The sequence below is a fragment of the Mesorhizobium sp. CNPSo 4661 genome (assembly GCF_057784215.1).
On the sequence record NZ_JBWGIO010000016.1, the window covers coordinates 20129 to 32062 of the forward strand.

19 protein-coding genes are annotated in these 11934 nt (G+C 61.1%); 1 reads left to right on the plus strand and 18 read right to left on the minus strand.

The genetic code is table 11. The features are described from left to right. The first annotated feature begins 50 nt into the window (after nucleotides 1–50). The gene (locus AC0YKC_RS23475; RefSeq protein WP_488512766.1) at nucleotides 51–455 is read left to right on the plus strand and encodes a TM2 domain-containing protein; all 405 of its coding nucleotides are present in this window, start codon (nucleotides 51–53) and stop codon (nucleotides 453–455) included. On the opposite strand, the gene AC0YKC_RS23480 is transcribed toward AC0YKC_RS23475, so the two are convergent. The 18 genes from AC0YKC_RS23480 to AC0YKC_RS23565 form a co-directional block, all read right to left on the minus strand. Beyond that, entirely contained in the window at nucleotides 452–613 is a 162-nt protein-coding gene (locus AC0YKC_RS23480) for a hypothetical protein (RefSeq protein WP_488512767.1), read from the minus strand. The two genes, AC0YKC_RS23475 and AC0YKC_RS23480, sit on opposite strands and share 4 nt — an antisense overlap. A 71-nt stretch (nucleotides 614–684) precedes the next feature. After that, a complete protein-coding gene (locus tag AC0YKC_RS23485) occupies nucleotides 685–1047 on the minus strand; it encodes a hypothetical protein (RefSeq protein WP_488512768.1) in 363 nt (120 codons plus the stop codon). A gap of 44 nt (nucleotides 1048–1091) precedes the next feature. After that, the gene (locus tag AC0YKC_RS23490) at nucleotides 1092–1559 is read right to left on the minus strand and encodes a hypothetical protein (protein ID WP_488512769.1); all 468 of its coding nucleotides are present in this window, start codon (nucleotides 1557–1559) and stop codon (nucleotides 1092–1094) included. Nucleotides 1560–1677: 118 nt separating this feature from the next. Further along, nucleotides 1678–2109: a hypothetical protein gene (locus tag AC0YKC_RS23495; protein ID WP_488512770.1), complete on the minus strand. Its 432-nt coding sequence runs from the start codon at nucleotides 2107–2109 to the stop codon at nucleotides 1678–1680. Nucleotide 2110: 1 nt separating this feature from the next. Continuing rightward, nucleotides 2111–2497: an HK97-gp10 family putative phage morphogenesis protein gene (locus AC0YKC_RS23500; RefSeq protein WP_488512928.1), complete on the minus strand. Its 387-nt coding sequence runs from the start codon at nucleotides 2495–2497 to the stop codon at nucleotides 2111–2113. 2 nt (nucleotides 2498–2499) lie between these two features. Next, entirely contained in the window at nucleotides 2500–2748 is a 249-nt protein-coding gene (locus tag AC0YKC_RS23505) for a hypothetical protein (RefSeq protein WP_488512771.1), read from the minus strand. After that, nucleotides 2745–3104 carry a hypothetical protein gene (locus AC0YKC_RS23510; RefSeq protein WP_488512772.1) on the minus strand — a complete coding sequence of 120 codons (360 nt, stop codon included), beginning with the start codon at nucleotides 3102–3104 and terminating at the stop codon, nucleotides 2745–2747. The genes AC0YKC_RS23505 and AC0YKC_RS23510 overlap by 4 nt, the downstream gene beginning before the upstream one ends. Beyond that, complete coding sequence (locus AC0YKC_RS23515) at nucleotides 3104–3907, minus strand: hypothetical protein (protein ID WP_488512773.1); 804 nt, start codon at nucleotides 3905–3907, stop codon at nucleotides 3104–3106. The genes AC0YKC_RS23510 and AC0YKC_RS23515 overlap by 1 nt, the downstream gene beginning before the upstream one ends. Next, entirely contained in the window at nucleotides 3904–4470 is a 567-nt protein-coding gene (locus tag AC0YKC_RS23520; RefSeq protein ID WP_488512774.1) for a hypothetical protein, read from the minus strand. Before AC0YKC_RS23520 ends, AC0YKC_RS23515 begins: the two co-directional genes overlap by 4 nt. Nucleotides 4471–4526: 56 nt before the next feature. Next, the gene (locus AC0YKC_RS23525; RefSeq protein ID WP_488512775.1) at nucleotides 4527–5429 is read right to left on the minus strand and encodes an LEM-3-like GIY-YIG domain-containing protein; all 903 of its coding nucleotides are present in this window, start codon (nucleotides 5427–5429) and stop codon (nucleotides 4527–4529) included. Nucleotides 5430–5508: 79 nt separating this feature from the next. Further along, nucleotides 5509–6066 (minus strand): class I SAM-dependent methyltransferase, encoded by a 558-nt coding sequence (locus AC0YKC_RS23530; protein WP_488512776.1) that lies wholly within the window; start codon nucleotides 6064–6066, stop codon nucleotides 5509–5511. Continuing rightward, entirely contained in the window at nucleotides 6063–7403 is a 1341-nt protein-coding gene (locus AC0YKC_RS23535; protein ID WP_488512777.1) for a glycosyltransferase family 9 protein, read from the minus strand. The genes AC0YKC_RS23530 and AC0YKC_RS23535 overlap by 4 nt, the downstream gene beginning before the upstream one ends. A 20-nt stretch (nucleotides 7404–7423) precedes the next feature. Further along, nucleotides 7424–8155, minus strand: coding sequence for a hypothetical protein (locus tag AC0YKC_RS23540; RefSeq protein WP_488512778.1), 732 nt, complete (start codon nucleotides 8153–8155; stop codon nucleotides 7424–7426). After that, complete coding sequence (locus AC0YKC_RS23545) at nucleotides 8152–8733, minus strand: hypothetical protein (RefSeq protein WP_488512779.1); 582 nt, start codon at nucleotides 8731–8733, stop codon at nucleotides 8152–8154. Before AC0YKC_RS23545 ends, AC0YKC_RS23540 begins: the two co-directional genes overlap by 4 nt. Before the next feature lie 64 nt (nucleotides 8734–8797). Further along, nucleotides 8798–9103 carry a hypothetical protein gene (locus AC0YKC_RS23550; RefSeq protein ID WP_488512780.1) on the minus strand — a complete coding sequence of 102 codons (306 nt, stop codon included), beginning with the start codon at nucleotides 9101–9103 and terminating at the stop codon, nucleotides 8798–8800. A 30-nt stretch (nucleotides 9104–9133) separates the two neighbouring features. Continuing rightward, nucleotides 9134–10156: a hypothetical protein gene (locus AC0YKC_RS23555; RefSeq protein WP_488512781.1), complete on the minus strand. Its 1023-nt coding sequence runs from the start codon at nucleotides 10154–10156 to the stop codon at nucleotides 9134–9136. 67 nt (nucleotides 10157–10223) lie between these two features. Then, a complete protein-coding gene (locus tag AC0YKC_RS23560; protein WP_488512782.1) occupies nucleotides 10224–10580 on the minus strand; it encodes a capsid cement protein in 357 nt (118 codons plus the stop codon). 60 nt (nucleotides 10581–10640) lie between these two features. Then, entirely contained in the window at nucleotides 10641–11933 is a 1293-nt protein-coding gene (locus AC0YKC_RS23565; protein WP_488512783.1) for a hypothetical protein, read from the minus strand. Nucleotide 11934 lies beyond the last annotated feature (1 nt).

Below are 11934 nucleotides of genomic sequence, written 5' to 3' on the forward strand. Positions count from 1 at the left end.
TCCTCGGGGATGGCGTGCGTTACAGTCCCGGCGATCGAAGGGGGATCGTCATGGGCCTGACCACGCAGGAACAAATTCTGATCGAGCAGCGCGTCGCCAACGAAGCGAAATCCGTTGGCGTTGCTTATCTGCTCTGGCTGTTTCTTGGCGGCGCCGGGGCGCACCGCTTCTATCTCGGGCAGAAGTCGAGCGGCCTTGCGATGCTTGCCTTGCTGGTGGTTGGCATCCTGACGACGCCGATCGTCATCGGCAGCGTGTTGCTGGTGATCCTGGCGATATGGGCGATCGTCGATGCCTTCCTGATTCCTGGCTTGGTCCAGAAGCAGAAGGACGAGACGCGGCGCCGTCTGACCGTCGACTCGCAGATTTCGAGCGTGGCGGAAATCCCCGTCGATACCAGCAAATGGTCGAAGGCGGACCGCGAGCGGTTCATGACGCAGCGGGTTGGCCGCTAGGCCTTCTTCGTCAGCATGCGGAACGCTCCCTGCGTGATCGGCGGCAAGGTCGCTGGATCTGGCGCCGCGTCCGCCTTTTCCTTGGAGCCGAACAGGCCGCGCAGGAAATCGGCCTGACCGTCAAGCGCAAGATCGATGGCGAGGCAGTCGGCTTTCATTGCCCGGTCAAATGACCAGAACAGCCGCCCCATCGCTAGCCGGACCAATTCGTCGGCCAGACTTTCGACGGTTACAAAGGGCCTTTGCCGCCCTCCTGCTTGTCGGCAGCGTCAGGCGTGAGCGGCCGGCCGCCGTTCGCCAGGATCGACGCGAACTCCGCCGCCTTTGGAGAGAGTTCAAGCACGCCATGCATCGCGATCTGCTTCGCCATTTCGCGCGCTTTCGCGCCTTCGAAGCTGAGACCGGCGCAGATCGTGTCGGCGACCGCCTTCAGATTGAGCCTGCCGATCGCCGCGATCAGAGGTGCGAAGCCATCATAGGCGCTTGAGAGATTGATGATCGCCTCGGGCGATGGGATGAGCGTGTGTTCCTCGCCGTCGATCTCGATGACGACGCGGGCTTTCTTCACGTCCGAAGCAGTGGTCTTGGTCATTGTTCACCTATGTTGCTATTGCTTGTTGGTGGAGTTGGAAAAGATCAGGTCGGCTCGACCTCGATCTGGTCGGTGTTGATGCCGATGTCGAACTGGCGCTTGAGCACGTTGTCCGGGCCGGTGCCGTTGACAAGCTTCTTCGACATCACCTTGCCGCGGAAGTAGGTGACGCCCTTGGTGCCCATGGTGGTCGCGGCGTTGTTCCACTCGATCTTGAAATTGTAGTCGAGCGGGCTGGCGAAGGCGGCGACGCAGGCGATCTGGCCGCCGTCGGTGTCGTCGCGGCCGCAGGTCAGCTGGATCGTGCCGGCGTCCTTCGAGCCCTTGAGGTGCTGGGCGCGGCTGTCGCCGATGCCCAGGAACTTGACGTCGGTCGCGGTGTCGCCGAAATCGCCGATGGTCTCGGCCGGCTTGATTTCGGTCCAGGAATCGGCGGCGAACTCGGTTTCGTCATCGGCGGCAGCGGTGGTGCCGATGTAGATCTTGCTGCCGGCCATCGCAAAGATTGCCATAGAGTAGGCTCCTTCTGATCTGGCGCCTCACGGCGCGGGACACGGGGACGCGGCCTCTCTCGAGGCTGCATGAGCGCTTGCCCAAGGCGCGATCGGGCCAACCTGCCGGGGCAGGTATTCAGGATGCTCGGGTGAGCCGGATCTGGAGCGAGACGACGCGGCCGATGGTCTGGTCGTCGTCATCAGCGGTCGGCACAGGCCCCTTGCAGCGGATGTCGACGACGTTCCAGCCTGGAACGATCAGACTCTCACGCTTGCGGTGGAACAGGTCGCGGACCTCGAGCGCGATGGTCTCGACGGTGCGATAGTCGTTGTGCTTGTTGCCGTAGACCGCGATGTCGCGGACGATCATGGCCATCTCGGCGTCGATGAAATCCTCGTCGCCATGCGTGACGTCGCCGGCAGTGATGATCATCGGAAAGCCGCACTCGATCGGCACCGGACGGCGGGTAAAGACGGCTGGCTCACCCTCGTAGGTCGCAAGCCCGTCGATGCCGTCGCTGACGCCGGTGAGCGCGGCATAGAGCGGTTCGGAGAGATCGACGCCCATTCTATTTCAGGGCTCCCGAAATCTCGTCGGCGATGTCGGCGCGGATCGCTTCCTTCTTGTTCTCGACGGCCGGCCTGGCGAAGGGGCGCGGCGCCATCTTGAACGTGCCGTATTCGAGCGGTCGCGCGTACTTCGTGCCGAAGTTGACGTTGCCGGTGAGCTTTTGCGCATCGACGCTGGTCTGGATGTTGCGGATCAGGTTGCCGGTGTCGGGTGCCGGCGGCTCGCCCGGGCCGGATGCCTTGTGCCTGCCATAGACGCGGCCCGAGCGTGGCGAGTCCTGCATGAGCTTGGTTGCTTCCTCTCGGATGGTCTCGGTGCCGCGCGTGACGCCCGTAAGCGTTGCGGCGCGGACTTTCGCGAGTACGGCCGAGCCTTCCCATTTCACGCTCAAGACGGCACCTCGATGCGAACGACGCCGTGAGCAACCTCTTCCCAGATGTAGTCCGGCTTGTTCGGATCGATCTGGACCTCGCCCGCCTCATTCAGCACGCAGCGGCGAACCGATCCCTCTGCGTCATCGGCGGTCACGACCTTGTGCTGTTCGACGCCGTCGAGAAATATCTTCACCTCGAACCGGCTCGGAATCTCGATCCATGTGGCATAGCCCGGATCGTCTACGTCAGCGGAAACTCTCATGCCGGCACTCCGAAGCATTGACACGAATGTGTGGCGCCGGCCGGGTCGATATCGACCTTGCGCACCTGCCACCAGCCGCCGGCGAGATTGATCTTGTCGCCCGCAACTGGCACGGCGCCCGTCAGGCCGGCGATGAGCACGATCTGGACATCGTCGTCTGGGATGCCCGACTGCGCGCGGAAGAACGCGCTGTAGGCCTCGCGAAAACCCTGGCAGGCATAATCGGCCGTGGTGGTGATCGGATCGCCGTTGGTGGCGCGCCCCGTGGCCGTGACCTTGCGCAGCGTGCCCTTGAGCAGCTTGCCGCGGAAGCCGTCGGCGATCGCCTGCTTGATCGCGCCGTCGAGCAAACCCATCAGAGCATCCTCCAGAGCGTTCCGTCGACGAGCTCGCTCTCATTCCATTGAGAGTAGGCCAGCGCATTGAGCCACGGCTGCCGATCGGGGTAGATCGGTTCCTCAATGCGTCCGATATCACAGCGGCCGACCAATGCGGCCGCGCTATCTGGATGCACGAACACCGGGCAACCCATGATCACCGCTTCGACCGCGGCGTTTGAGCCGTGAGTGATAAGGCAATGGGCACCTTTCAGATCATCGTGCAGTTTGCGGCCGAAGCGCTGCATTTCCTTGTTGCGCCGCACGATGGGCCGATCGGTCAACCCTTTCAGTGCAGCAATGGTGCGGTCCGTCCAGCCTTCGATGCCGTGGAACCGCTCATAGGTCGGCGATGGTTCAGCAACGACGATATGGCGGCCGGTGCGCGCCCATGGCCAGACTTCGGTTTTCAGCGCTTTCCAGCGATCATCTGGGGCAGGCCGGACTGCCTGAAGCTGGAAGGAGCCGACGTGCCACCGGTAGAAGCCGCCGTTTTCTCCGGTTGGCAGATCGGTGGCGAAGACGCGCCTGGCATACCCACGATCCCAGTAAATCCACAGGCGCCGGCGTAGCCTCCATCCCTCAATGAGCGGACGAAGTTCTGGTGTGCAACCGATGATCGGAATGATGTCGTCGGCCAACTCGGCCAACTCTCGGAAATCGGCCGATACCGTCCTGCCACCAAGCCGTTCAATGGTTGCTCCTATTCGCTTGAACAGGTCGAGCTTGAATGCTTTCAGATGGCCGGGAATGAACAGGGCCACCGATGCGGGATCGATCATGCGCGCCAGTTATCCGCGACCCAATCGAGCCGGGTGTATTGCGACGGATCGCGCCAGCCGGGGAAGCAGACGATCCTGGCGCCTTTCGGCAATTGCTCGCCCTTGGGCCAGCCGCGCTTCTGAAACGCATACACGCCGTCCTCTGGGCCGAAGGAACCGGCATCGGGCAGCATGTCCGCGAACCACGCCTGATCGTCTGGGAACTCGTAGAACGGCACCTTGGCAGCAAGCTCCGGTGAGAACTCATGCCAGACATCCGGGCGGTAGCCAGCCTCAAGCATCCACAGCGAACCATTGAACGGACACGGGTTCGATGTGTTGACGCCCTGCAGGATAGCGAATGGTTCCTCCCGATCAAACAGCCCGTTGAGCGACCCGGTGACGATCAGGTCCAGGTCGAGGCAGACGATCCTGTCGCCCGGCTCAATTCCTTGCGATGCCTGCCATGCTGGATCGAACGCGCGGAGCCTGGCGAAGCAGCCCTTGACCTCCGTCAGGTGCATGTCTTCCGGCAATGGCGTGAAAATGCGGAACTCATGCGGCTCGGTCAGGTTGCGCGCCACGCCGGCGGCAAGCTTGGCGATATAGTCCGGGCCGTATTTCGATCCCCAGACCCAGGTCATGACGTGGAGCAATTTCTAGCCTTTCGTGCCGCCAGCACACGTTCACGATATGCGGGATCGGCCCATTTCGCCTTAAGGGCTTCAGAATTCCGCCGCCTGACTTCCGGGTCTTGGAGAACAGCTAGCATTGCCGATCTCCATTCAGGATCAGCCCATTTATTCTTCATGGCTGCGGGTAGGATGCGCCTTAAGTCACCATTCTTCCAACGCGCCTTGCCTGACGCACTGGCTTGTGCGCGCCGTTTTTCGGTTCCCCATTGTTGTCGGTTCTGCTCAGAGGCTTCAGCGCTACGCTTGCGCCTAAACTCTTCCGTCCACATTGACTTGGCTTTTTTCGCCTGCAATGCGCGACCTTCAGGTGTCCTTGTTCTGGCTTTTGCCTTTTCGCTTTGCTCTCGGCGCCCATCTGACCCTTCGGCCCATCGCGTATTATTGATCCGCTTAGCCCAGTCTGATTGGCGCTGCCTGCGTCCTTCGTTGTCCCAATGTTTTAGGCTCATTGCTGACATTAGGAGCCGACGCTCTTCAGTCCATTGCTCTTGAGCCTGCTTGCTGGTGAAGCCTCTGCCTCCCGGCATTTGATTCCAAAGGCTACCTCTGTCCCGCAGAGAAATTTCCTCGATCTCTCTGGCGTAAGCTTCTTCGTCACTTAAGCCTTCGACAATGATCGAAATACTAGCCACTGATCCGCGCCGAATGGCGGCGACAAGGAGGTTTTGAAATTTGCTTACCTTGACCTTCTCGCCCCTATCGCGGCGGCGAATGGTGGAAGCTGAGTTCCAAAGATGCTGGATAGCTCGGGTTCCCCTGCCCTTTCCGATGTAGCGTTCAACGCCATCGACCAAGATGCAGTAGACGTAGGCACCACGCGGCTTTTCGAATACGATGCTTTTAGCCACTCGAACCTCCATTGTTCGTGACCGGTCAGGGTTGGCGCAGTGTTAGCAGCACTCGTCAACCCGCTAATTCCATAGCATTTTACCGCGTCCAAAGCACTCCAATTCCGTTATTTTTACCTGTTGGACACAGGCGAAACTCTTGGTGTCGGTAGTTCTTTTTTACCTCATCCCAAAATTCCGGAACGTCAATTCGAGTGCCAACCCAGTCTGGCGCGCGGCGCCAAGATATGTCGTGGAAGGCCATGATTTTGGACATTGGCGCGTAGTTGGCGAAATCCTTTTCAACAAAAGGACGAGTGTGATTTCCATCCAAGAAACAACAGTCAAAGGGACCAAGAGCACGAACCTGTTCAATGACTTCCGGCGCCGTGGAATCGCCCCAGATCAGATGCGCGTCATAGCCATGCGTCTGGAGTGTGGCGATTGTGGCCTTCAGGTCGATCTCGCTCTGCACCCAGGCTTTCGTTCCCTTCGGCAGATCGACCGAGACGATGCGCGAACCGACTGGCAACTTGGATGCAATCCGCATCAGCGAGCCGCCGAACTTCGATCCGATCTCGAGGAATGACCTGACGCCCTCCGCAACGAAGACATCGGCCAGCGCGTCAATCTCGGCATCCACCTGAAGCATGGTCATGGACGCACCCAGATCGCTGCGGCGCCGAGCTCGGCCGAGATGTAGGAGGTGTGGATGCGCTTCAGTCCGACCGCGCCCAGATCGCGATCCAGATTGGCGATTTCCTGCTCGTTCTCGTCATGCTTGTCCGACGTCCCGCGCCAGGCGAAATAGCCCTTGGTGCGCTCGCCGAAATGCTGCATCAGCGCCGTCAAGTCCTCCGGCGGCATCACCCGCTTCAGCTTGTGATAGGTCGCAAGGCAGAGCGTGATATCGTACTTTTTGGCCCCAAATCGCTTCAAGGCCGCCGGGCCGCCGGTCAGGTCGATAACCTCGAAACGGCTGTCGACCTTGCGCAGATCGGCGAATACCTCGCGCGCCGCCATGATGCCCTTTTCATAGATGTCGCAACCATGCACCATCGTTGCGCCATTGCAGGCGAATTCGAAGCCGACCATGCCCCTGTTGCAGCCGATGTCGAAGACGGACTTGCCTTCAGCCCTGAGAACCAGGTCGGACATGCCATCCATGCGGAAATCGTGGTAGCCGGCGACGCGGCGCTGGACAACGTAATCCGCGTCGGCCGGTGTATGCTTGTCGACCATAGGAAGCCTTTCCAATGCTGCTTTGCAGACGTCTTCGACGGAGATTGCCTGCATCGCGTTCTTGCAGTGCTGGCAGGGCGTGAGCGAGCCACAGGCCGTTGCGCCGCCCGTCAGGTTGGTATGCGTGTCGTAGCCCGTGACCGAAGGCGGGATGAACCCGCCGAACAGGACAACGCCGGGAATGCCGACTGCGGCCGCCGCATGATGCAGGCCACCCTCCGGCCCGATGTAGAGCGCCGCATTGGCCAAGATCGACATCGCATCGCGGAATGATGTCGTCTTGATGATCTCGATCCCGGCAAGAGGAACGCCGCCGCCCGGATAGGTGAACTGCGCGACGCGATATCCCTCGTCTACCAGGAGATCGGCGACCTTCTGGTAGTTCGCTCGACCCCAATCCTTGTTCGGCGCGACAGATTTCTTGGCCTCGACATTGGCCTCGATGAGGACGAAGCCAGCCCCATGACGAAGACCGGCTTCCTTCTCGACATCATCGAAAAAGACTTCACCCGGCGTGGCATGGAAATCGAGGTTCCATATCCATTTGCGGTCGCCGAGCCGGTTATAAATTCGGTGGCCCTTGTAATACGGCAGCCATTCGATATCGGGATCGCGCTCGCTGCCGGGCCGCGCGATGTTCGGGTTGCCGCGGAAGATCGCCGCGCTGTTGTTGTCCCAGAGTATGTTCCTGCCATCGCCGAAGGCAATGCGCTTGCCGCGCGCATGGGCGCCGCGCGCAAGGCCTGTGGCCATCAGTTGATCGCCGAGGCCCATCAGGCAGCCCAGCGCTCGAGCTCTGCCCTCCACTCATCGGCATAGGCGCAGTCTTCATACCCGGCCATCGTCGGGATGCCATCGGTAAAGTGCACGATCGCCGGATCGATCATCGGATCGGAGTGGCCAACCAACCAGTTCCAGCGCGGATGCATGCCGCCGATCTGGTCATCTTTGAGCCAGCAGAAGGCATGCAGATCACGCCCCGGAACAGAATTGACCAGTTCTGGTGTCAATGCCTGGTTGGCCGGATGGTCGCAATTGAACAGGATCACCGAGCTCCAGTTCTTGCGCGGATAGACGGTCTGGGCCTGCCCATCCATCTTCACGCGCTCTTTCGGCTTGTGGTTATGCTTGACCACCATCACCGCCTTGTCGGGATCGGCGAGGCTGAACAGCTTTTGCAGGTCGGTGCGCACCAGCATGTCGCAGTCCATGAACAGCGCCCAGCCTGATTGCGCCAGCCGTGGCACTAGGAAGCGGCTACAGGCGAATTCGGTCGCCATCGGTGCCCCGGATATGTCGTCCCACAAACGCCCCTCCCTGCGGCTCGTAGGCCTGTTGTAGAGGCCTCCGGTCCTGAGGTCAGTCAGCACCACGCCGCGCACCGGGATCGGCACATTCAGATGCCGCCTGATCGAATGCTTGGCCACGGCGAAGGCATCCGCCTCACGCGGATCGAAGCCGATCCAGATCGATTGCTTCTGGCCAGGATTGCCCCAGATCTTCATTGGCGGAGCATCTCCAGCGCTGTCTCATGTGAAACCTTGGGGAACGCCGTGATCGCGCTGCCCAGCCCGACATTGGTGACGAACATGCCGGCCTCTGAAGCCTGCTTGGCGATAAAATTGAACTTGCGCGCCCAGGCCTCCCAATGCCCGTGCTTCTGGGCGTTCGGGTAGCGGCTTGCGTCGCGGTACTGAATGCCGTTCAGCGTCGCATAGTCATAGCCGAACAGGAAAACGGTCCTCGCCTTGCGCAAATAGGGCAGGTTCAGGGCGCCGAAGCCCGATGTCCCGCCGGAATAGATCAGGCTTGGATCGTCACTGAGTTGATCGCCGCGCTTGCGCTCGACATAGGTGATCCCCGGCCGCGCGGCTGGCAGATCGAGCACCATGCCGCCCTCGTCGGAAATCGCCAGCACCAGCGGAACCTTGCAGGCGTCCAGTTCCCGTTGCCGCCTGGCCTTCGTCATCCACGACAGATCGAGGCCGAAGCCTTCATCCGCCCATGGCATTTCGAACACCATTTCCTTGACCGCAATCACCCGGCAAAGGCCGCGAAGCCTTTCCAGATCAAAGCCAGCCATGGAAGGGCCACACGCCACCAGCGCAACGGGTCGATCGGACCAATCACCGGTGATCCGGCCAAACTTAACCCCTAGCAAAGGCTTCCGCCTCTTCGCGGGTCATCGGTTCAATGGTCAGCCGCTCACCATTCTTGAACACGCCGAACTTGCCGCGCCCGATATGCTTGACGATCATGTCCTGATCATTGGCGACCTGGGCAATGTTGATCTTTCGCTGGTCGAACAACTGCCGCAGCGTTCGTGTCGTCACGGTGGTCTTGTCGAATGGATCGCCCGGCGTCAGAATGATCCCATGCACCTTGACCGGCCGCAGCACGACGAAGTCATTGCCGCGGTCGAACTTGTCCTGCCAGATCAATGAGCGAGCCATGTTTTGCTATTCCTTGTTGGCTCGGTCTGATCAGGCAACGATGGAGGTGAAGAAGATGCCGCAGTCGGAGCTGACGATTTTCTGATCGTAAGCCATCTGCCCTTCGACACGATCCGACTCCAGACGTTCAATGCGGAACGTCTTGATGCGCTGGCCACCGGCGCCCGCGCCCATGAGCCCCGTCCAGGAGAAGGTGTAACCTGCCGAAGGCTGCATCAAACTGGCCGATGCCGGGGCATAAGACAGAAGCGCATTCTTGCCGGCGATGAACGACGTGGTCTTCGAGGTTTCGAAGGCCGGATTTTCGGCCGAAGTCGCCTGGATGCCGTCCATGACGAGGATCTGCTCGAGTTCGAACAGCGCCGCCGCCGCCTGCTTGGAGACGATCGCCGGGTTGGTGTTGCCCGACGTATACTTGATGCGGTCGATCAGTTCCGGGTGATCCGACACCTTGGTCCAGACCTGGCGGCCCAGCGTCAGGGTGTTTGGACGCATGCCGGTCAGCAGGGCGATCAGGTCCGAATTGGCCTTGACGTCCTGGATCGGGGTGGATGCCGAATCGTCCCACTGCAGCACCTGGTTGGTCGACGGGCTTGATCCGACGCCGGTGATGTCGGTGCCGGTCGAGCCGGTGACGCCAGACCAGATGCCGGTGGTGAAGTAGTTCGCCGCCCATGTGACTTCCCGGGCGATCATGGCCTGTTGCGAGAGCCACAGAGTGGCATCGCGGTCCATGTTCAGCGGGTTGTCGGCATTTGAACGGATCTGGTCGTCGATGTCCTTGTGCAGCGCCCAGACATTGGCGAAATAGGTCGGCGTGGAGTCGATCTTCCAGCCGCCGCCGGCCGATTCCGTGCCCGGTGCGCGCTTTTCATACTGGTTGCGCCAGAAGTCGGAACGGTCATAGCGGAAGTACCGATCCGACTGTTTCATCACCGGAATGTTGGGGAACACCTTGTCGGCGACGAAGCCGGCAGCGTCCTGCATATAGGCGATCGAGATGTTGGTGAGGGGCACGTTTACGTGGACGTCGCCCGCCGTAGGATTAGGCATGGTAATCTCCTTTTGAAGGACTGCGGCGTCTCACGACGGCGCTGGTGTGAGGGGAATGCCCGGCCGCTTAACCGCGGTCGAGCAGAACGGAGGTGATGACGCCAGACGAACCGTCGGCCATGGCGTGGCCCAGCGTGTCGTCGCCGCTCTGGACGGAAACGGCTCGGCCTGAACTGTCGCTGGTGATTGCGTCACCGGCCGAGAACGTGCCTCCGGCCAGCACCTTGGACGTGCCGCCATAGGCAAAGCTGCCTGCCCGGCCAGCAGCCGCCGGCTTGTCCTGCAGGATGCCAACGGCATCGCTGCTACCGGCATCGGCCACGGCAAGCTGGCCACCGGTGATCTTCACGAAGCAGTACTGGCTCGCCGACAGATCGGAACCTGCCGGATAAGAGCGCGTCTGCAGGGCGTTTTCTGTCGCCATGTCAGTATCTCCTTGATTTCAAGTTGAGGGGAAGAGAGCCGGCTGGATGCCGGCGCCCGATCAAGCTACGGACTTGTTGCGGTCAGCGCGGCTTTCATTGTAGAGGCGCTGGCCTTCCTCCGTTTCGAGGACGGCGGTATAGGCCTTGGCGAAAGGTACGTTGTCCTTCTCGGCCTTGGCCTTGGCGAGGGCCTGCAGCTTGGCCTCTGGGTCATCGGCATTGGCGCCGCCCGAGATCACGCCGAACTTGGTGAAGCCCTTGGCAAGTGCTGCCTCGCCGGCCTTGAGCATGGTGTCGAGCACCTTGCGATCCTCCTCGCCCATACCGCTGATCGCCTTGAGCACCTTGGCCTTGGCAATGGCTTCGCCAGGCAGATGGCCGATTTCGGTCTCGGCGCGCTTCTGCAGGCGCTCCATGTCGGCTTCGTCGCGGGCTTTGGCGATTTCGGCCTGCTGCGCCTTCATGAACGCGAAGGATGCCTCGCCGACGGCCGACTTGCGCACTTCGGTCTCGCCGACCTTCAGCACTTCGTCGTTCTTGGCGATGTCGGCCGCCTTGGTCAGGGCATCGACCTTGGCTTCGGCTTCGTCCTTGGCCTTGGTGGTGTCGGTCAGGGACTTGGTGAGATCGGCAACCGCCTTTTCGAGGTCGGCGACCTTCTTGGTGTCGTCGGACATGTGGTTCACTCCTTTGTCGACGAGATCGCCGGCGGGCTTGCCGGCAAGAAAAACCCCGCTTGCGGCGGGGTCAGCGAAGAACTTCTCGACTTCTTCCTCGGCATCGGGGACGGCATCCGTCACCGCTGTCGTGAACTGGTCGATGGATTGGCGGATGGCATTGATCTTGCCGGGCTCGTCCATGGTGATGTCGGCCACGATGGAGCGGATCGAATTGGTCAGCGCGTCGAAATAGGGCCAGAGCTCCTGGCTGACATCGCACTGGCGCTGCTGCTCTTCCTGCGCCGCGATCAGATCGGCGAAGGACTGCGCGCCGGTCGGCTGGTCATTGCCGCTGATGGCACCGTAAATCGACTTGGCGACTGCCGCTGAAGACCAGGATTCCGGCAGTTTGTCCTCGGCGCCCAACGCCTTCGCGCGCCGCTTGATGTGGCTCTTGACGGCCGGCTTATCCTTGGCGCGGCCGAAAGCCTGGATGGCGTTCTCCAGATCGGAGACATTAGCGATGGGATAACTGCCATCCGCCATCGCCTCGCCCTTGTCGGCCATGGCCTGGCGCTCGTCGGCGCTGAAATCGCGTTTCATGATCGCGACCTTGGCGTGAACCTGTGCCGGGCGGTCGACACCGCTGATCTCATCGATCTTGAAGGATCTCATGATCCGCTTGGTGGCCATT

Excerpts from the sequence above, each read along its gene's own strand:
- AC0YKC_RS23505 (WP_488512771.1), bottom strand. The coding sequence starts at position 2,748 with ATGAGAGTTTCCGCTGACGTAGACGATCCGGGCTATGCCACATGGATC.
- AC0YKC_RS23555 (WP_488512781.1), bottom strand. The coding sequence starts at position 10,156 with ATGCCTAATCCTACGGCGGGCGACGTCCACGTAAACGTGCCCCTCACC.
- AC0YKC_RS23545 (WP_488512779.1), bottom strand. The coding sequence starts at position 8,733 with ATGGCTGGCTTTGATCTGGAAAGGCTTCGCGGCCTTTGCCGGGTGATT.
- AC0YKC_RS23510 (WP_488512772.1), bottom strand. The coding sequence starts at position 3,104 with ATGGGTTTGCTCGACGGCGCGATCAAGCAGGCGATCGCCGACGGCTTC.
- AC0YKC_RS23540 (WP_488512778.1), bottom strand. The coding sequence starts at position 8,155 with ATGAAGATCTGGGGCAATCCTGGCCAGAAGCAATCGATCTGGATCGGC.
- AC0YKC_RS23490 (WP_488512769.1), bottom strand. The coding sequence starts at position 1,559 with ATGGCAATCTTTGCGATGGCCGGCAGCAAGATCTACATCGGCACCACC.
- AC0YKC_RS23515 (WP_488512773.1), bottom strand. The coding sequence starts at position 3,907 with ATGATCGATCCCGCATCGGTGGCCCTGTTCATTCCCGGCCATCTGAAA.
- AC0YKC_RS23485 (WP_488512768.1), bottom strand. The coding sequence starts at position 1,047 with ATGACCAAGACCACTGCTTCGGACGTGAAGAAAGCCCGCGTCGTCATC.
- AC0YKC_RS23535 (WP_488512777.1), bottom strand. The coding sequence starts at position 7,403 with ATGGCCACAGGCCTTGCGCGCGGCGCCCATGCGCGCGGCAAGCGCATT.
- AC0YKC_RS23530 (WP_488512776.1), bottom strand. The coding sequence starts at position 6,066 with ATGACCATGCTTCAGGTGGATGCCGAGATTGACGCGCTGGCCGATGTC.
- AC0YKC_RS23560 (WP_488512782.1), bottom strand. The coding sequence starts at position 10,580 with ATGGCGACAGAAAACGCCCTGCAGACGCGCTCTTATCCGGCAGGTTCC.
- AC0YKC_RS23475 (WP_488512766.1), top strand. The coding sequence starts at position 51 with ATGGGCCTGACCACGCAGGAACAAATTCTGATCGAGCAGCGCGTCGCC.
- AC0YKC_RS23480 (WP_488512767.1), bottom strand. The coding sequence starts at position 613 with ATGAAAGCCGACTGCCTCGCCATCGATCTTGCGCTTGACGGTCAGGCC.
- AC0YKC_RS23495 (WP_488512770.1), bottom strand. The coding sequence starts at position 2,109 with ATGGGCGTCGATCTCTCCGAACCGCTCTATGCCGCGCTCACCGGCGTC.
- AC0YKC_RS23550 (WP_488512780.1), bottom strand. The coding sequence starts at position 9,103 with ATGGCTCGCTCATTGATCTGGCAGGACAAGTTCGACCGCGGCAATGAC.
- AC0YKC_RS23565 (WP_488512783.1), bottom strand. The coding sequence starts at position 11,933 with ATGGCCACCAAGCGGATCATGAGATCCTTCAAGATCGATGAGATCAGC.